Below are 17,481 nucleotides of genomic sequence, written 5' to 3'. Positions count from 1 at the left end.
TACATTTGGCTGGTTCTAAACCCAACCAAATGGCCGGAGACATGATAGAAAATCTCCCTTATGATTGAAAAAAAAGATGTAAAGGGAGTTTTTTCAGCATGAATGCAATTATTCACGGAGTTGTGCTTGCCTTTGGCTTAATTTTGCCGCTGGGAGCGCAGAATGTATTTATTTTTCAGCAAGGAGCGTGGCAAAGGCATATTTGGCAGGCATTCCCCGCCATCATCAGCGCTTCTGTCTGCGATACCCTGCTAATTGTTTTAGCTGTTGCAGGGGTATCTGTCATCGTGCAGCAGCTGCCTGTGTTTGAGACAGTCATGATGGCAGGCGGATTTTTATTTCTCCTCTATATGGGCTGGGTGACTTGGAACAGCCGTCCGAAAGCAAACCAAAATGAGAAAAATACGTTCACAGCTAAAAAACAAGCTGCGTTTGCGGCCGCCGTTTCTCTTTTAAACCCACACGCTATTCTGGACACGATCGGCGTCATCGGCACGAGCTCACTCCAATATTCTGGGCTTGAAAAATGGCTCTTTATGGCCGCCTGCATCGCTGTCTCTTGGTGTTGGTTTATCAGTCTTGCGATAGCGGGCCGGCTGTTTCAGACGATAGATACGAGCGGCAGGCTTATGCTGATCGTAAACAAATGCTCTGCAGTGGTGATGTGGACAGCAGCAGGATATTTCGGGGTATCGCTCTTCAGCAATTGAAGGAATAACAATTAAAACAGCGAATGTCTTAGAAAAGGAGGCAATGCTGATGACTGATGCAAAACAGTTTTATGACTACCATTCCTGGGCGAACAAGCGCATATTTAACCATATCGAAAACCTGCCGGAGGAAACCGCTTATCAAGAAGTAAAGAGCGTATTCCCTTCTGTCAGCCACGTGCTGCTTCATATGTGCAGGGCTGACTATATTTGGCTGAACGTTCTTTCGGAAGTTGCCTACCAAGAGATCATAGACAGCGTAGGCAAATTCGAGTCCGCGCAAGGTGATATGACAGCGATTAAACAGCATGCTTTCGAGTTGGAAGCACAGTATCATGATTTCTTCAGCCGCCAGATGGACTTGGAACAGACCTTCTCAATGAAACATCCGAAACTCGGTACACTGGAGACAACTTATGCAGACATCATCCTGCATGTCGTCAATCACGGCACTTATCACAGAGGGAACGTGACCGCAATGCTGAGGCAGCTTGGCCATACAGGTATACCTACTGATTATATGTACTATTTATATGAAAAGAGCGAAAGCAAGGGCTAAACTGTCCTTGCTTTTTTGATATGAACGATTTGCGGGAGAAGCCTCAAACGCAACATGATAACGCTTACATACCGGTGTAAGCACGCTTCACATCCAGCTGTACGGGCCTGCCGCTTCGATATGAATTGGTCGCGGCGATGCCGACTTCTAGATTGATCGTCGCATCGACATCTGTCACAATCGGTGTTTTTCCATTCCGGACACACTCAGCAAAATGCTGCAGCTCTAAGCAGTAGGCTTCATGAAAACGAGTTTGAAAGTCTGGGATAATATCATAGCTGCTCCCTTTTGCCGACAGGATGGTCACATGTTGATTCCTCAATGTCCCTATGAAAATACTGCCCTCTGTTCCGATAATTTCCGCCCGGATGTCATGTCCGTATGGAGAGGTTCTGCTTGCCTCGACATCCCCCGCAGCGCCGGAATCAAATTCGATATACGTCAGCGCCTGATCCACATCGCCGTACTGCTCCATAAACGGGTTGTTCAGGATCCTGCCGTGTCCCGAAACAGAAGTGATCTCCGCTCCGAGCAAATAACGGGCAATGTCATAGTCATGGATGGAGCAGTCAATAAAAATTCCGCCGCTGTGTTTGATAAACTCTGCGGGAGGCGCTCCCTGGTCACGCGTAAAACCTTTATAATAGATGGGTTTGCCGATTTCCCCAGCGTCGATCCGCCGTTTGGCATCTGCGTATGCGGGATCAAATCGCCTCATAAAGCCGACCTGGCAAATGACACCTGTCTCTTTCACTTTTTCAGAGACTGTTTTTGATTCCTCAAGGCTTAAGGTCAGCGGTTTTTCAACGAAGATCTGCTTGCCGTTTTCCGCTGCTTTGATGATTATATCGCCATGTGTGCTTGTCGGCGTTACGATGATAACAGCGTCAATGCCAGGATCTTCTAACATCTCATACGGGTCCTCTGACCATTTTTCGATACCGAATTCTCTGGCAACCTGCTCCGCTCTCCCTTTCAACGGATCACCGACACTGACCAGCTTTGCCTCCGGAACACTGGTGACGAGATTTTTCGCATGATAATAACCGAGCCTTCCTAATCCTAATACTGCACACCTTACTTGATGTTTCACGTCCCATCCTCTCCTTTATGTCATTCTAGGATCGCTCAAGAAAGCGCTTTCTCACAACTGCTAAAAAACAGCGGTTCAATCCGCTTCCACATATTGCGCAAGCGCTTTCTCAAAAGATGGTTTCATTTTACACTGCCTGTTGTTTACACGCAATATGTTTTTTTGCTTCAGCTGTCAAAATGAAAAGAACCCGCTCATTAGCGGGCTTATGTTTTGAGTGGTGATGTAGAATGTCTGACCACGAGCTCAGGCGGCAGCACGATTTTTTGTTTTGTCTTTCGTCCTTCGATTGCTTCTGCCAGCAGTTCGATGACACTCCGTCCCATATCTTTGATCGGCTGGGCCACGGTGGTCAGGGGCGGGGCCGCCATTTCTGCAAGTATCGTGTTATCAAAACCGATGATGGAAAGGTCGTCCGGCACTTTTATGCCTCTTATTCTCGCAGCTTGTATAGCGGCGCAGGCCAATACGTCGTTGAAGGCAAAAATAGCCGTTGGGGTGTTCCTGTCCAGCAATTTTCCCGCTTCTTCCTTGCCGCTTTCCAAAGAAAATCGTGTCGGGACGATAAGCGATTCATCGACAGGCACGCCCGCTTCCTCCATCGCCTGACGGAAGCCTTTGATTCTGTTTTTTTCACCCGTTGTTGACCCGTCCCCAACAATGCAGGCGATGTTCGTGTGGCCGAGTGACAGTAGATGCTTGGCAGCCTCATACCCGCCGCGAACATCATCCATGACAACAATATCCATCGGAAGCAGCGGCTTATCCTGAGAAATCATGGCGAGCGGAATTTGTTCGCTGGCGATTTCCTCCAAAGCAGACATGCTGTCATGATTCTCAATGCCAGTCGCAAAAATAATCCCGTCCACTTTTTTCTGCTTCAGCATCGAAAAATACTTTGTTTCTTTTTTCGGATCGTAATCGGTACTGCAAATCATCATTTGAAAACCGAGCTCATCCGCCCTTTCCTCAATGCTTTTGGCAAGTTCGCCGTAAAACGGATTTGAAATATCAGGCGCCACAAGTGCGATCATATTCGTTCGTTTTCCTGTTAACGCCGCAGCGTGGACATTGGGCGTGTACGCCATTTCCTTCATGATATTCATCACCTTCTGCCGCGTTTTGCCGCTGATTCTGCCCGTATTGTTAATCACGCGCGACACAGTGGTGATCGAGACTCCTGCCGCCCTTGCCACATCGTAGATTGTTGTTTTCATGTTCATCCCTCGTCTGGTTATTGAACTTTCCGGCTGACAATTTTCCGGTATTCAATTGGTGAAATGCCCTCTATCTGCTTAAAGAGTTTCGAAAAGTATGTCGGGTCTTCCATTCCGATCGTTTCCGCAATGACACCCATTTTATCATTTGTAGAGGATAAAAGACGCTTCGCTTCTGTCATTCTCACCCGGTTCGTGTATTGTGCCGGCGTGACGCCTAGCACCTGCTGCATGCAGCGGCTCACATAATCCTGATGATAGTGAAGGGCGAGCGACAGATCCTTGATTGTCGTCTTTTCCTTATAATGCTCCTGTAAGTACCGAGCCGCCTCCCAGGCTACCCGCTCTTTCGCAGACGGTATTTGAAACGCCTCTTTTTGAAGATGCAGCATCAGCTCCTCAAATAAGATTTGCTTTCTAAGCGGCAAATCGGAGTTTTCCGCGGAGTAATCTATCAGCCTTTCAAACTGCTGCGCCATAAACTGCGGGCGCTGCACCTTGCCTTTTCTCGGCAAAGCCAGTCCGTAGCGGGCCGGCTCCTCGAAGCTCCCTTTTTCCTTCTGAAGCTCAGACCAATTGCTGCCTCCCTTTGCCGTAAATTCATACCGATGTTCATTAAAGTGAAGCCAATAATAGTAGGTTGCTTCATCACTGCCCTTCGTCCCGTAATGTTCAAGACCGGGAGAAAGCAGGATATACTCGCCGCCTTCAACAGAGAACGATTTTTCATTTTCTGTTATATATAACGTTCCCTGTTTGACATATATCAGATCAAACACGGAGAATACACGTTTCACATGGGTTTCTCCCTTTTTAAAAACCCCTTCTCCGGCTGCGATAAATACCGGAAAAGGCGGGACTGTAAACAGGATGCGAGGCATTTTGATCATCCTCCTTTTTAAGTCGGATTTTTGCAAGAAGTATCGTTTCTCTCCCTTTTTATTATAAGGAAATGGAGGTACACTTTAAAACGTTGATTTTATTTACGAAAGGGGTTAGACACAATGAAACAAGCTGTCTTCAAATCAACTGCTTTGAAAAAACCCGCTGACAAATCGTTCTCATTATTTTCACTTACTTGGCCGATCTTTATTGAGGTCTCATTATATATGTTTATGGGTAATGCCGATACACTGATGCTCAGCCAATACTCAGATAACAGCGTGGCAGCAGTCGGCGTCAGCAACCAGATTTTGAATTTAATTATCGTGATGTTCAGCTTTATCGCAACAGGAACGACCGTTATCATTTCACAATTTTTAGGGTCACGGCAAAAGAAAGAAGCCATGGAAGTCGCTTATGTATCAATCGGCGCCAACTTCTTCATCAGCCTTGCCATCAGCGCCATAATCTTTTTCGCGGCTGTCCCTCTGCTTCATATGATGGGATTGACAAGTGACCTGATGCCTGATGCAAAAGTCTTTTTACAAGTTGTCGGAGGTCTGTCCTTTATACAGGCTTTAATCATGACATTCAGCGCGATCTTAAAAAGCTATGGCTACACAAAGGATACAATGTTTGTCACAATCGGCATGAACATTTTAAACATTGCCGGAAACTTTGTTGTTATTTTCGGTCTGTTCGGCTTTCCTGTTCTCGGTGTTGCCGGTGTGGCGATATCTACATCTATCGCCCGCGTCATCGGATTAATCGCGATGATTATTATAGTCAACAAACGCATTCAGCTGAAGATGTCGCTGAAAAAAGTCTTTCATATGCATAAAGAGCATTTGCGCAAGCTGCTGAAAATCGGCATCCCTTCTGCAGGAGAACAGCTTTCATACAACTTGTCGCAAATGATTGTCACGTATTTTATCGCCATCATGGGCGCGCAGGCTTTGACAACAAAAGTGTATACGCAAAATATTACGATGTTTATTTTGCTGTTCGGCACTGCGATCAGCCAAGGCACGCAAATTTTAATCGGCCGTTATATTGGCGGTAAACAATTTGATGCTGCTTATGAGCGCTGCATGAAGAGCTTATATTGGGCACTTGGAATTGCTGCGGCTACATCGGTTTTGATGACGATTTTTTCAAAAGACCTGATCGGCATCTTTACACAAAGCCCTGACATTATTGCGACTGCGAGCCTTTTGATTGCCATGACGATTATCCTTGAACCGGGCCGCTCGTTTAATGTCATTATCATTAACTCCCTGCGTGCCGCGGGGGATGCGAAATTCCCGGTTTACATGGCAATGATTTCGATGTGGGGCATCGGCCTCCCGCTTGCCTATCTATTCGGCATCCACCTCGGGTTCGGTCTTGCCGGCATTTGGATTTCCTTTATCGCGGACGAATGGGTCCGGGGAATCTTAATGTACAGAAGATGGCGCTCCCGTATCTGGATTCAAAAAGGAATGGCGTAACACCCGGCTCAAGGCCGGGTGTTTTTTATATGTCAGACAGAATCCGCTTCACTTCGTTCTCTGTGACATCGTATTGATGTTGAAATACATCGTGCTGCTCCGCCCGGATTTTTTCTAAAACAGCTCGATACAATTGAAGAGCGGCTTTCACCGTTTTTTGCGAATACTGCGGAAATAGCGGCAAGGCATCCTGACACTCCTCAAGGTAGGCTTCCGCTTCAAAAGCGATATACTCCCATGTCATGGTGAACGCCTTATTCACGACGCCCTTCTGAAGATCGTCCTCTGTATATCCAAATTGCTGCATCACCTGCCGAGGGATGCGGCTTTTTTGCTGGTGGCCCGTGCCGATATCTCTCAGAAGCCGAACCAGCTGAATCGCTAAACCGAGAGAACCTGCTGCATGTGTAAGCTGTTCCCGATGCCGGCGCGCCATGATCGGGAGCAGCATTAATCCGGCCGCGCCGCCCGTCTGGTATGCGTGCATGAGCAGTTCATCGAGGCTTTCGCAAGGTGTATCTTCCGCCTTCTGTGCGGCAATGAACTCACGGAATGGCGCGCTGTCCAATGTAAAGGTCTGATAAGCATGGCTGAACGCCTTCCACAAAAAATGATTCCCGTTATATGTCCCGGAAAAAACCTGTTCCGCCTCAGCTTCGATGGCAGATAACGCCTTCTCTTCCGCACCGGCCGCCGTATGGCAAAACGCCATAACCGCCCAAGCTGCCTGTCTTTGCTTCAGCGGAAGAAACGAGAATGCTTTGTAACAGGCTGGTTCGCGGGCGCTGACGATCTGCCCGCACTGCTGATAGGCTTCTTTTATCTCTTTCATTTCTTTTCACTCCTATGTATCACTGCTTCTTCAAGTCTATTATGTTTTTTCCCAATTGTATATGAAGAAAAAGCCGATTCCTCTACATGGAATCGGCTTTTTCTTTATCCCTCATCAATATCAATGCGATACGCTTCAAACCATGTATGAATTTGAGCAAGGTGGGCGATCAGCTGGGGCCCCTTCATGAGCTGCCCGAACCACGGAACCTTGAAGGAAGAGCCTTCCGTTTCTAAAAGCTGATCCAATTGCTTTCTGTCAAGCAGGGTATGAAGCACGGAGTCCTTTTGGCTTCTGATCGTGTTCAGCCATTCGCTGACGCCTTTTGTATATTCCGGGTGGTGTGTTTTCGGATATGGGCTTTTTTTGCGATAGAGAATGTCGTCAGGCAAAATACCCTCGAGCGCTTTGCGCAAAATGCCTTTTTCCCGGCTGTCATGCATTTTCATTTCCCATGGGATATTCCAAACATATTCCACGAGCCGGTGATCGGCGAACGGTACCCGCACTTCAAGGCTCGCCCCCATGCTCATGCGGTCCTTCCGATCCAAAAGGTTCGTCATAAACCAAAGCATATTTAAATAGAACAGTTGTCTTCTTGCTTTGTCCACACCCTTTTCTCCGTCTAATAAAGGCGTTTCCGCCAAGGTTTCTTCGTATTTGGCATTTACGTATTCTTTGAGATTCAATTTTTTCTGCCATGAATCAGAAAGCAGCTTGATCCGCTCTTCTGTCGACCTCATCCATGGAAAGCCTGACTCAACGTCTGCCATATGGAACCACGGGTACCCGCCGAAAATCTCATCCGCGCACTCTCCCGACAGGCTGACGACAAAGTCCTTTTTGATTTCCCGGCAAAACCACAACAGAGACGAGTCGACATCAGCCATACCAGGCAAATCTTTGACCAGCACGGCTTCCTCCAAATGATCGACGAGATCTTTTTGGCTGATAACGCATTTGTGATGCGTCGTGCCGAAGGCCTCTGTCATTTTTTCAATCCATGGTCCATCATCATTCGGCTGAAAAGCGCTCGCTTGAAAAAATTTATCGTTCTCTTCGTAATCAATCGAATAAGTATGAAGCGGTGCTTTACCTTGCTTTTCAAAATGGCCTGCCGCAATCGCTGTAATGGCGCTTGAGTCCAGTCCGCCTGATAAGAACGTACAAACTGGCACATCCGACACAAGCTGCCGTGTCACCGCGTCCTGAAACAATGATCTGACATTGGCAACCGTGTCATCAAAGCTATCCGTATGTTTTTCGCTTTCAACATTCCAATAACGCCAAATATTCAGCCCGTCTTTAGAAAACGTCAGCGCGTGAGCCGGCCGGACTTCTTTTATGCCTTTAAATACGCCAGTACCCGGAGTTCTGGACGGCCCAAGCCCGAAAATTTCAGAAAGTCCTGTTCTGTCCACTTGCGCTTTTATATCAGGGTGTGCGAGGATCGCTTTGATCTCTGACCCGAAGAGAAAAGAAGATCCTTGCTTCGTGTAAAAAAACGGCTTCACGCCGAGACGGTCTCTCGCGGCAAACAGCAGATCACGCTTTTCATCCCACACAGCAAAAGCGAATATGCCATTGAGATGGTCTACACAGTCTTCCTGCCATTCAATGTAGCTGTGCAGCAGCACCTCGGTATCTGACGTCCGCTCGAACTGATGGCCCCGCGCCCGCAATTCTTTGCGCAGATCTTCCGTGTTATACAGCTCGCCATTGTAAATAATGGTGTACGTATCTCCTTTATAGTTGCATGCCATCGGCTGGCGTCCGCCCTCAATATCGACAACCGCAAGCCTTTTATGTCCAAATAAAACATGGTGCTCCCCCCAAACGTTAGAATCATCAGGCCCCCGTTTGGAAAGAGTGTCTGTCATTCTGTTTATCGTTTGTTTTTCCTGGACGAGCTGCTTTTTAAAATCGACCCAACCCGTAATTCCACACATGTGATATCAGCTCCAATCCCGTTTCTTTCATAACAATTTCGTTTCTTTCAGCACCTTAGTAAGTTTATGCATCTATAGGCAGATAGTTGATTTGTCCACAAAAGAGTTGTATGGGACAGGCTTGAATTGGAAAGAAAGGAGAGGAAAGAAGCAAAAGGAGACAGCATGCATGAAACGGAAACAATTATTATATAAAGAGGAGCGAAAATGGGAATACGGCACCATCCTCATTGAAGATGGCATCTGCTTAATCGAAAACGAGGAAGGCGATATACTGCTGGCGGACAGTCTCGATCACAGCCCAATCTGGATTCATCATAATGGAAAGTGGGAGCAGGCCGGCTTTCAGGATCAATTGGTTCTGACATGCGGTGAAGAAAACATCTCCCTTTCAGGCGGAGAACGCATCCGCTATGAAAAATCAGTCAAGCGGCCGCTCATGGCGCTTTTGGATTCGCTTGATGACGAAACCTTTCTCGCATTTTTACAGCACTTGCACAGCTTTGGCTTATCGGTATTCGATTGCGTGTTTTCTTATAATAAAGGAGTCTTTTCGAATACATCGGAGGAGCAGGGCGTTTCTTTTTATCACTTTTCAAACGACACCGCCCAGTGTGCGATGCAGCATCACTATAGCAGCGAAGGGACAGGAGACCGGTTCGAATGGACGGCTTCAAATGGAAAGCGATCCATTATGTATTCAGCAGTCCAGCGGGGGCACAAATAAAAAAAATCCTATCGTAACGATAGGATTCTCAGATTGTTAACAAAACCCTAAAACGGTTCGTTTTAGGGTTTTGCCATCTTTTCAGCGTGATTGAAAACCCTAGAAGTCTAGGAAGGACAAGCATCGGAATAGACCTCCGCAGGATGCGGTGACAGCGGTGTTCGAGCAGGACGCTCTAGCTTTTAGCCGCTGATCTTTTTTAGTTGAGCACCGAAGGGCAGGCCTGGCAACGAATGCGAGGGTTTGTCGACACGCTGAGCGGTGCAGGGAGCACCGCTTTTTGATTACTTTTCAACAACAACTTTTACATCCTTGCTTTCTTTTTTGTCTGTATCGGCAGCCGTGACGTACAGTACCGTTCCGGCTTTTTGTTTTTTAATTTTCACCGTGAACGTTCCTTTCGCGTCAGCTTTGGCAGAAGCAATGACTTTCTTTGATTTGTTTTTCACTCTGATCATTGCCTTGCTGTTCGCCTTTCCTTTCACTGCCGTATCTTTCGTTTTCACTGCGTTTACTTTCGGTGTGCCGGAAGGTTTTCCTTTGACGACGACAACTTTATACGAGGTTTTCGCATCGCCTTTTGTCGCTTTGACATACAGGACTTGATCTTGTTTTTGAGTCGGGATGTTGACCTTGAACGCATTGTCTTTTCCGGCTTTGGCGCTGCCGAGTTTTTTCTTGCCGTTCATCACTTCGATAAGTGTGCCTTCCTTCGCGCTTCCTCTGACGGCTGTTTGCGTGCTTTCCAGCTTGTTGACTTTGAGCTGTAGATCAACTGCGCTGACAGCCTTCATGACATTCAGCCGTCCGTGGCCTGAATGCCAGTCTATTCCAGGTGTCTTCGGAATGTCAATCGGGTCGCCATAATCATCATACAATTCTTCTTCTTCGCCATCGACGCTTTCAAACGAAATATCATCTGCCGTCTTTTTCAAAATATCCTCTGCTTCTGTTCTTTTCAGCTTAGGGTTTTGAGCAAACAGCAATCCTGCAGCAGCGGCAGCATACGGCGTCGCCATAGATGTTCCGCTCATGTACGTGACATTTCCGTTCGGCACTAAACTCGGGATATCAGATCCTGGAGCAGAGATGTCCAAACCTTTTCCATAGTTAGAGAAATCAGCGGTCATATCCATGCGGTTCGTTGCTCCGACTGACATCGCATATTTAGAAGAAGCGGGATAAGATAAGGAATTGGCTCCGTCATTTCCGCTGGCTGCGGCAATCAGGACATTTTTGTCAGCAGCGTATTTCAAAGCAAATTCAAGCACGCGGCTGTAGCCTCCGCCTAAACTTAAATTAATCACCTTTGCTCCTTTGTCAGCAGCATATTTGATGCCGAGGGCAATTTGTTCAGTATCTCCGTAGCCTGTGGAATCAAGCACTTTTACCGGGATAATTTTCGCTTTGGCATTCAAACCAGTCATAGAATAGCCGTTATCGCTTTGGGCGGCAATAATGCCGGCGACGTGTGTCCCATGCCCCTGATCATCCATTGCGTTATTATTCCGCCCGACAAAATTACGACCGAGATCGGTTCTTACTTTTCCTTTTAAATCAGCAAGCGTGCTGTCCACACCAGTGTCTACTACTGCAATCAATGTATCATTCAGCTTGCGTTTAGACAGCAATGTGCTGGCAGGCTCGTATTTCACATCCGCGTTTTTGACACCGCCGTTTTCACCGTTATTTTTAAGCGGCCATTGGTAAGGGTATTGAATATCGTTTGACAGGCTTTTGTATTCCTGCACAGGTTCCGCAAACTCTACGTTAGACATCTTGGATAATGTCGCAGCAGCGCTTTTGACCCGTTTTGCGCTTGCCGTATATGTGCCGTTCTGTTTCTCGTCTTTTGGAAGCTCAAATGAATACAGATTGTCAAACAGTTTCTTTGCCTTTTTCACATTGGAAATGTCTTTTTTCGATTGCGCACTTGCAGAAAAGCCCTTCATTTCATTATGTACGGAAGAGAGGCTTTTGTTGTTTTTCACCTTGAAAATGACCTTTGTAGTCTGAACTTCGCTTTTTGCCGCAATCTTATTTTCTGTTAAAATTGCTCCTGCTGTTTTGCCTTGCAGCTGCTTGATATTTAATTGTTCCGCCTGTTTCTTTATCTCCTCTTTAAGGAAAGACGGGACTGATTGTAAAGCTTTCTCGTAAAGCCGATTGATCGCTTTTTGATCCTTTTCAGTAATCTTATATGAAGAAGACGCTCCGTTTTCTGATACATCATCAAACAGTGGCTTTAATGTCACAAGATCCTGATAGATTTCATTTCTCGCTGTTTTATTGAGTGCTACCTTTGCCACGATAAACGGCGCCGCTTTGTAGTAAAGGCTTGTCAGTTCTTTGCCTTCTGCTGTTTGGCTCAGCTGCTCATCACGAATCGCTCTCAACTTATCCAGGATGCCTTTACCTGATTTCTTCTGATCGACACTCATTTCAACCGGACAAGCTTCTTCTTGTTCTAAATCTGACGGCTGCTTTTTGGTGCCTTTATACCCAATCGAATACTTGGCTTCCGCAGCTGCTTCTGCCGTTCCGCCGTCCTCTGGTTCTTCTTCTCCGAGGTATTCAACTTTTACATAGTAAGGGCCGCTCCACGCGTATGGAAAAATGATTTCACTTTTTCCATCCTCCGCCGTGTAAGAACGGTACATCTCAAACGTTTCATCTTTAAGCGCTTTTTCCTTACTTGGATATAGAGATACATTCAGTACTGAATCACTCTTTACGGTCAGTGCCATATGTGAGTTTTTCTGAATATCCGTTTTTCCCGGGGTCACTTTGTACCATTTTACCTGTTCCGGTTCCTTCATGGTGCCTGTCTGTTCTTTGCCGTTTTCCAGAGCCGCTGCCTGATCGATCGCACCGGCCGCTGCCGCTTTGGTTCCCGGAGAAAAAAGGCTGAAGATCAGTGCAAAAATGAGCACTGCCGCCACAAACGAGCTAAATTTTCTGCGTTTCATGATATCCCTCCTGTAAAATAATGAATCTTCTTGAAGGTATCATAATTTCATAGGACGAGATACCGCTTACAGGGAATTTTAAGGTTATTTTAAATGATTTGGAATATAAGGGAGGAAATACCCAAAAACCCGACTCCATCTTAGGGCCGGGTTCATGCTCTTTCTATTAAAACAATTGAAAACCGATTGGCAAATGCAGACCGAGCAGCACTGTCAGCACGAGGACAATGATGAAGCCGATCCATAGGCCTCCGGTTGATTTTTCTTTTTTCTTGCGGATGAGAAGCATTTCCATTAGGCCGATGGTGATAATGCCAAGAATCATTTTCCCGCCGTATTCTCCGTTCCAGTTGGCGAAACGGACAAACAGCTCAGCTCCTGTCAAAATAATAAGGATATAGAATAACCGCAGAATCATATGAGTGATTTTTGCGCCCTTCGCACTTCCTGACGAATACAGCGAGTAGCTGACGAAAAGCAGAATCAGCGCTACCACCCATGTCGTAATATGTAGATGTGTCATACAGGTTCCCCCCTATCAGATAAATTACCCCACTTATAGTACCATGAACTTATCCTCTGTCACAAAGATGAATCTCAGAAAAAACGGGCGGGTCCGTGTCCGCCCTCCTGTTTGGTTCAGCCGATTTGGTTTGACAGCGTTCCGATCGGGTCAATCGTAATGTCGATTTTGTCACCTGACCGCAAGAATATTGGCGGAGTAAAACCCTTTCCGACACCCGATGGCGTACCGGTGGCAATGATGTCTCCCGCTTCAAGCGTCATCCCCTTTGAGAGGGTTTCAATTAATTCCGGAATGGAAAAGATCATATCGCTCGTCGAACCGGATTGGCGGAGCTCGCCGTTGACTCTTGTTTCAACCTTGAGGCGCTCAGGCTCCTGAATCGATGATTTATGTACAAGGACAGGCCCCATCGGACATGTTGTATCCAGGCTTTTTCCGATAAAAAACTGCTTATGTCTTTTTTGCAGATCACGCGCCGTGATATCATTCACAATCGTATATCCGAAAATATGGTCATATGCATCTTCTTTTGATATGCGGGTGCCGCTTTTTCCAATGACGACAGCAAGTTCTCCTTCATAATCAAGCTGAGAGGTGACCTCTTCATGGCTGTTTACGATATCACCCTGGCCTGTAACCGTTACCGGCGATTTGGTAAATACCATCGGATGCTCAGGAATATCAGCCTCGCTTCCCATTTCAATCGCGTGATCCCTGTAGTTTTTGCCGATGCAGATGATATTTTTTGACGGCTTAGGAATGGGTGCATGGAGCTTCACCTCAGATAATGAATACATAAATGACCCCAGCTCATCATTCGGTTTCTTTGCCCACTCTGCCAGCTGCCTTGCATGCGCAACAAATTTATCCCCTTCTGCGATACATTCAATCAGCGATCCCGGAATCGTCTCAAGTTCAAACAGTTTTTTTTCAGCCTTTTGCAAATCCATAATTTTCTCATCATCAATGATCAGGCCGACAAACATTCGGTTGTAAAGTTCCCCTGTCGCAAATTTCATGTTATTCCTCCATCATCTTTTAAATCAGAATGCTCCTTCATGTATTCTCTGTCGAATGCTGAAATCCCTTTTTCTCATATCTGTTTTCATTTCGTTTCAGGACGAGCTTCCTGCACATATCATACAAATGTCGTTTTGAGGAGGAGGAAAGAATATGGAGAGCGTACATTTATTTTTTCATCGGCAGCAGCTGAATCGTAAAGGTACTGCCAAAGGGCTTCTGGTGACAAACAGATCAGTTTCTCCCATTCTTCTCACACAGCGTGATAAGGCGGAAAAGGCATCCTATGAAATCAGCTGGGAAAAGTCCCTGCTTGGTGAAAGCACACTTTTTTTGAATGCGGAACTGGATGATCCATCCCTGATGCGGCGCAGGCTCGCTTATTGTTTTTTTAACCAGATCGGTGTTCCTGCTCCCGCTGCCTCGTACAGCTTTCTGACCATCAATGGCGAGCCAGAAGGCATTTATTTGAACATCAAGAACGATCAGCTAGCCGATAGAACAAGTTACCGAGTGAAGACTGCCGACCCAAGGGTTCCGCTGTCTGTTTTTAAAAATGACTCTTCCGCGTTCTTACATGAATTTCTTACCCTGATCCGCACCGCCGGAGATGATGAATTGGCTGAACGAATCAAAATGTATCTGGATGTCAAACTGTTTTTTTTGTGGCTGATCGGCAGCGCCTGCACCAATCAAGGCTTTTATTACACATTTTGTTTAAACGAATCCGGCCAACTTCACGTTTCCCCGCTAGAGACCAGATCGCTTGCCGCACACGGAAGGTCTGACGAAGATCCTTTGCTGACAAACGGACGGACGCTTTCGTCAAGGCTTCTTTCCATTCCCGCCTTCCGGTCTCAATATCACACGTTAATGCAAAACGTGCTGAACCGGTCGTTTACCATTGAACGATTGTCTCCTTTCATCAGCGAATGGCATCTTGACATTTGTCAAAAAGCTGATGATGATCCTTTCATAAAAAAAAGCCCCTTGCAATTCGAAAAGGAGCAAACAAACATACTTAGAGAAATTGAGGAACGGCAGGACTTTTTGCAAATACACTTAGCTAGACTATAGTCCTTTCTTCTATTAAAAAAGACCGAAGCAAAAATTGTCGCTTTTTTAGTCAAATTGACGAAAGGCAACCTTTTCAGTGAAAATAGGTTATACTAACGATATCCTATGTTTATCAAAATAAATTCTAGAATTGGAGATAGCGTAATGAACAGTAAAATTGAAGAAATGAGAATCATACTAATTGAAACAGCACAAAAATACGGCATGAATTCAAAGGAAACGATTCAATGCAGCCAAAAGCTAGATAGCCTGCTGAACACCCGAATTAAAGAAGAAATGATTTTTTGGGGATATCCTGAAAATTCCCGTATGTAAATCATTATCTATAACAATTTGAATACACCACATGTAACTCCGCTTTTTGCTCAGCACTTCTGGGATATACCTCAGGGCGAGAATGTGCCCGCCCAAAAATCGGATACCGCAGCACGACTTACTCCAAAAAGCATTTCTACACGCAAAAACACCAAAGAAACTGAAACAAAAATCACGCAGGCGGATAGCGGCACCCATCGCCGCATTTCCGCTGTATACAATACCCGCTTTTAAAATGTTTAAACATGACGGCCGAAAAATGAGACCGCTTCCATTCAAAGCCGATATGTCCCCTTTAAATTTCTCTCACACATATGTGCGTTTGTCATAAGCTATCGTGAATAGCCCAATTACAATCAAATTATATTTTTACTTTACCTTCCTTTTTTCAATTTTTCAACAAAGGATGTGCTCGTATGCCGGCCATTGTCGGAGCGTTTAAAATTAATGCGATTGGTACGAGCGGAGTCATTCACATCGGGGATTGTATAACGATTTCACCTCAGGCAGAGGTCAGAACGTTTGCCGGTGCGGGCAGCTTTAATACCGGCGACAGCCTCAAGGTGATGAATTACCAAAACGCGACCAAAGTGTATGACAACGATGCAGTTGATCAGCCGATCGTAGGGAATGCGTAGAAGGGGTGTGCTTCATGAACTTTTATATTAATCAAACTATTCAAATTAACTATCTCCGGCTGGAATCAATCAGCAACTCCTCCATTCTGCAAATCGGAAGCGCCGGGTCAATCAAGTCTCTGTCAAACTTGTATAATACGGGCAGCTATGTCGAAGCCGCGCCAGAGGTAACCGCTTTGGGGCAGCCAATCGAATTACAGGAGCCCGATACAGGTCCATTGGTTCCCCTCCAGCCTCCTGGCCGTTAATCTTCTGAAAGAGGTGAAAGAACATGTATGATCAATCTGTTTCCTCTTACTTGCAAAATTTGAATTCTTTTGTTCAGCAGCAGGCGCTTCATGTTCAGCAGCTCGAACGGCAGCTGAAAGAGATTCAAACTGAAATGAATACGATGAAACAGCGGCCGGCCACTACCATTGAGCGTGTGGAGTATAAATTTGATCAGCTGAAAATCGAAAGGCTTGACGGGACTTTGAATATCGGCTTAAATCCGACAGACCCGAACAGCGTCCAAAATTTTGAAGTCAGCCAAACGGCACCTGAAATCGGGATGTTGCAGCAGGAAGAGAGCGCCCAGCTCATGCAGCAGATCCGCCAGAATGTCGATATGTACTTAACCGAGGAAATCCCAGATGTTTTGGAGCAGCTTGAAAACCAATATAACAGCAGGCTTGACGATACAAACAGGCATCACGTCATTGAAGACATCAGAAAACAAATGGATAGCCGGATTCACTATTATATGTCCCATATCAAAAAAGAAGAAAATACTCCGCCTGCACAATATGCGGAACATATCGCTGAGCATGTGAAGCGGGACGTAATCCGTGCAGTAGAACATTTTCTGGAACATATCCCTACCGAAATGAAAGGAGATGAGCAAGCGTGATCTTTACAGTCATCAATCGCAACCTGGAAGTCGGGGATATCCGGATGAACGGTGTGTCCAGCTCCTCTGTTTTTCACATCGGAGACACTGAATCCATCTATCTGTCTTCTATTTTCGATACACCGCCTGAATCTCTTATTATCGGGCCGTTTGCTCCGCTGCCGTCGAATAATGTTTAAGCGTATATCCCGTATCAGACTGATTAAATTCAACTCTCTTGGAATAGCAAGTGTGTTTCAAGTTGGCGATACAAACGAAATCGATATGAGTGTAAAAGTATTAGCTGTTCAGCGCTCGCTGGCTGTGTTTTACAGTAATGAAGGCTCATTTAACAGAAAGGAGTACCCGATCTTTCAGCAGCAGGCAGTGAAGCCGATTCCCGAAACAGGTGTACACAGCGCGTTTTGCCACGAGGTGCCGATTATTCATGTCCGCAGCATCAAAATTCAAGGGGTCTCATCTTCTTCTGTTTTTCATGCGGGAGCATCTTCACTTGTCCGAGGCGACGCGAGAATCAAACATATCAGGCAGATTCAGTCTCCGCGCTCACAATCGCCCGACAAGAGCATATAATAAACAGAGACTTCG

At 46.0% G+C, this 17,481-nt stretch carries 17 protein-coding genes and 2 pseudogenes; 11 read left to right on the top strand and 8 right to left on the bottom strand.

The genetic code is table 11. The annotated features are described in order from the left end of the window. Nucleotides 1-60: 60 nt before the first annotated feature. A pseudogene (locus AC4CV5_RS06500) lies at nucleotides 61-710 on the top strand (LysE/ArgO family amino acid transporter). A 49-nt stretch (nucleotides 711-759) separates the two neighbouring features. After that, nucleotides 760-1,269, top strand: coding sequence for a DinB family protein (locus AC4CV5_RS06495; protein ID WP_166853673.1), 510 nt, complete (start codon nucleotides 760-762; stop codon nucleotides 1,267-1,269). Between the two features lie 64 nt (nucleotides 1,270-1,333). Here AC4CV5_RS06495 and iolX read toward each other — a convergent pair whose 3' ends face one another. The 3 genes from iolX to AC4CV5_RS06480 form a co-directional block, all read right to left on the bottom strand. Next, complete coding sequence (gene iolX, locus AC4CV5_RS06490; protein ID WP_490922292.1) at nucleotides 1,334-2,362, bottom strand: scyllo-inositol 2-dehydrogenase; 1,029 nt, start codon at nucleotides 2,360-2,362, stop codon at nucleotides 1,334-1,336. Nucleotides 2,363-2,568: 206 nt separating this feature from the next. Further along, nucleotides 2,569-3,579 (bottom strand): transcriptional regulator DegA, encoded by a 1,011-nt coding sequence (gene degA, locus AC4CV5_RS06485; protein WP_166853675.1) that lies wholly within the window; start codon nucleotides 3,577-3,579, stop codon nucleotides 2,569-2,571. A gap of 17 nt (nucleotides 3,580-3,596) precedes the next feature. After that, the gene (locus tag AC4CV5_RS06480) at nucleotides 3,597-4,460 is read right to left on the bottom strand and encodes an AraC family transcriptional regulator (RefSeq protein ID WP_490922705.1); all 864 of its coding nucleotides are present in this window, start codon (nucleotides 4,458-4,460) and stop codon (nucleotides 3,597-3,599) included. Nucleotides 4,461-4,583: 123 nt separating this feature from the next. Here AC4CV5_RS06480 and AC4CV5_RS06475 point away from each other — a divergent pair, with 123 nt between their 5' ends. Beyond that, nucleotides 4,584-5,951, top strand: a complete 1,368-nt coding sequence (locus AC4CV5_RS06475; protein WP_166853676.1) for an MATE family efflux transporter — start codon at nucleotides 4,584-4,586, stop codon at nucleotides 5,949-5,951. Nucleotides 5,952-5,976: 25 nt separating this feature from the next. Here the strand turns inward: AC4CV5_RS06475 and AC4CV5_RS06470 are convergent. Then, nucleotides 5,977-6,806 (bottom strand): annotated as a pseudogene (locus AC4CV5_RS06470) (phytoene/squalene synthase family protein). An 81-nt stretch (nucleotides 6,807-6,887) separates the two neighbouring features. Continuing rightward, the gene (gene asnB, locus AC4CV5_RS06465) at nucleotides 6,888-8,732 is read right to left on the bottom strand and encodes an asparagine synthase (glutamine-hydrolyzing) (protein WP_490922291.1); all 1,845 of its coding nucleotides are present in this window, start codon (nucleotides 8,730-8,732) and stop codon (nucleotides 6,888-6,890) included. A 169-nt stretch (nucleotides 8,733-8,901) separates the two neighbouring features. Between asnB and AC4CV5_RS06460 the strand changes: the two genes are divergently transcribed. Next, on the top strand, nucleotides 8,902-9,459 hold the full coding sequence (locus AC4CV5_RS06460; RefSeq protein ID WP_166853679.1) for a DUF2777 domain-containing protein: 558 nt from the start codon (nucleotides 8,902-8,904) through the stop codon (nucleotides 9,457-9,459). A gap of 284 nt (nucleotides 9,460-9,743) precedes the next feature. Here AC4CV5_RS06460 and wprA read toward each other — a convergent pair whose 3' ends face one another. The 3 genes from wprA to AC4CV5_RS06445 all read right to left on the bottom strand — a co-directional run bounded on the left by wprA (nucleotide 9,744) and on the right by AC4CV5_RS06445 (nucleotide 13,973). Beyond that, nucleotides 9,744-12,428, bottom strand: coding sequence for a cell wall-associated protease WprA (gene wprA, locus AC4CV5_RS06455; RefSeq protein WP_490922290.1), 2,685 nt, complete (start codon nucleotides 12,426-12,428; stop codon nucleotides 9,744-9,746). Between the two features lie 166 nt (nucleotides 12,429-12,594). After that, on the bottom strand, nucleotides 12,595-12,951 hold the full coding sequence (locus AC4CV5_RS06450; RefSeq protein WP_166853681.1) for a YisL family protein: 357 nt from the start codon (nucleotides 12,949-12,951) through the stop codon (nucleotides 12,595-12,597). Between the two features lie 116 nt (nucleotides 12,952-13,067). Continuing rightward, nucleotides 13,068-13,973, bottom strand: a complete 906-nt coding sequence (locus tag AC4CV5_RS06445) for a fumarylacetoacetate hydrolase family protein (protein ID WP_166853682.1) — start codon at nucleotides 13,971-13,973, stop codon at nucleotides 13,068-13,070. Between the two features lie 154 nt (nucleotides 13,974-14,127). Here AC4CV5_RS06445 and AC4CV5_RS06440 point away from each other — a divergent pair, with 154 nt between their 5' ends. The 7 genes from AC4CV5_RS06440 to AC4CV5_RS06410 all read left to right on the top strand — a co-directional run bounded on the left by AC4CV5_RS06440 (nucleotide 14,128) and on the right by AC4CV5_RS06410 (nucleotide 17,466). Continuing rightward, entirely contained in the window at nucleotides 14,128-15,051 is a 924-nt protein-coding gene (locus AC4CV5_RS06440; RefSeq protein ID WP_326220919.1) for a CotH kinase family protein, read from the top strand. Nucleotides 15,052-15,195: 144 nt separating this feature from the next. Next, nucleotides 15,196-15,366 (top strand): aspartyl-phosphate phosphatase Spo0E family protein, encoded by a 171-nt coding sequence (locus AC4CV5_RS06435; protein ID WP_166853684.1) that lies wholly within the window; start codon nucleotides 15,196-15,198, stop codon nucleotides 15,364-15,366. A 416-nt stretch (nucleotides 15,367-15,782) separates the two neighbouring features. After that, complete coding sequence (locus AC4CV5_RS06430) at nucleotides 15,783-16,004, top strand: spore germination protein (RefSeq protein WP_166853685.1); 222 nt, start codon at nucleotides 15,783-15,785, stop codon at nucleotides 16,002-16,004. A 14-nt stretch (nucleotides 16,005-16,018) separates the two neighbouring features. Beyond that, entirely contained in the window at nucleotides 16,019-16,252 is a 234-nt protein-coding gene (locus tag AC4CV5_RS06425; RefSeq protein ID WP_490922289.1) for a spore germination protein GerPB, read from the top strand. A gap of 23 nt (nucleotides 16,253-16,275) precedes the next feature. After that, on the top strand, nucleotides 16,276-16,893 hold the full coding sequence (locus AC4CV5_RS06420) for a spore germination protein GerPC (RefSeq protein ID WP_166853687.1): 618 nt from the start codon (nucleotides 16,276-16,278) through the stop codon (nucleotides 16,891-16,893). Beyond that, the gene (gene gerPD, locus AC4CV5_RS06415) at nucleotides 16,890-17,072 is read left to right on the top strand and encodes a spore germination protein GerPD (RefSeq protein WP_166853688.1); all 183 of its coding nucleotides are present in this window, start codon (nucleotides 16,890-16,892) and stop codon (nucleotides 17,070-17,072) included. Before AC4CV5_RS06420 ends, gerPD begins: the two co-directional genes overlap by 4 nt. Continuing rightward, entirely contained in the window at nucleotides 17,065-17,466 is a 402-nt protein-coding gene (locus tag AC4CV5_RS06410) for a spore germination protein GerPE (RefSeq protein ID WP_166853689.1), read from the top strand. Before gerPD ends, AC4CV5_RS06410 begins: the two co-directional genes overlap by 8 nt. Nucleotides 17,467-17,481 lie beyond the last annotated feature (15 nt).

The sequence above is a fragment of the Bacillus sp. NS1 genome (genome assembly GCF_058248265.1).
The sequence above is the reverse complement of the archived record's forward strand: the minus strand, read 5'-3'. Positions and strand labels throughout refer to the sequence as shown.

Bases quoted from the DNA above. Each gene is read 5' to 3' on its own strand.
- AC4CV5_RS06495 (WP_166853673.1), top strand. From the start codon at position 760: ATGACTGATGCAAAACAGTTTTATGACTACCATTCCTGGGCGAACAAG.
- degA (WP_166853675.1), bottom strand. From the start codon at position 3,579: ATGAAAACAACAATCTACGATGTGGCAAGGGCGGCAGGAGTCTCGATC.
- AC4CV5_RS06480 (WP_490922705.1), bottom strand. From the start codon at position 4,460: ATGCCTCGCATCCTGTTTACAGTCCCGCCTTTTCCGGTATTTATCGCA.
- AC4CV5_RS06475 (WP_166853676.1), top strand. From the start codon at position 4,584: ATGAAACAAGCTGTCTTCAAATCAACTGCTTTGAAAAAACCCGCTGAC.
- asnB (WP_490922291.1), bottom strand. From the start codon at position 8,732: ATGTGTGGAATTACGGGTTGGGTCGATTTTAAAAAGCAGCTCGTCCAG.
- AC4CV5_RS06460 (WP_166853679.1), top strand. From the start codon at position 8,902: ATGAAACGGAAACAATTATTATATAAAGAGGAGCGAAAATGGGAATAC.
- wprA (WP_490922290.1), bottom strand. From the start codon at position 12,428: ATGAAACGCAGAAAATTTAGCTCGTTTGTGGCGGCAGTGCTCATTTTT.
- AC4CV5_RS06450 (WP_166853681.1), bottom strand. From the start codon at position 12,951: ATGACACATCTACATATTACGACATGGGTGGTAGCGCTGATTCTGCTT.
- AC4CV5_RS06445 (WP_166853682.1), bottom strand. From the start codon at position 13,973: ATGAAATTTGCGACAGGGGAACTTTACAACCGAATGTTTGTCGGCCTG.
- AC4CV5_RS06440 (WP_326220919.1), top strand. From the start codon at position 14,128: ATGGAGAGCGTACATTTATTTTTTCATCGGCAGCAGCTGAATCGTAAA.
- AC4CV5_RS06435 (WP_166853684.1), top strand. From the start codon at position 15,196: ATGAACAGTAAAATTGAAGAAATGAGAATCATACTAATTGAAACAGCA.
- AC4CV5_RS06430 (WP_166853685.1), top strand. From the start codon at position 15,783: ATGCCGGCCATTGTCGGAGCGTTTAAAATTAATGCGATTGGTACGAGC.
- AC4CV5_RS06425 (WP_490922289.1), top strand. From the start codon at position 16,019: ATGAACTTTTATATTAATCAAACTATTCAAATTAACTATCTCCGGCTG.
- AC4CV5_RS06420 (WP_166853687.1), top strand. From the start codon at position 16,276: ATGTATGATCAATCTGTTTCCTCTTACTTGCAAAATTTGAATTCTTTT.
- AC4CV5_RS06410 (WP_166853689.1), top strand. From the start codon at position 17,065: ATGTTTAAGCGTATATCCCGTATCAGACTGATTAAATTCAACTCTCTT.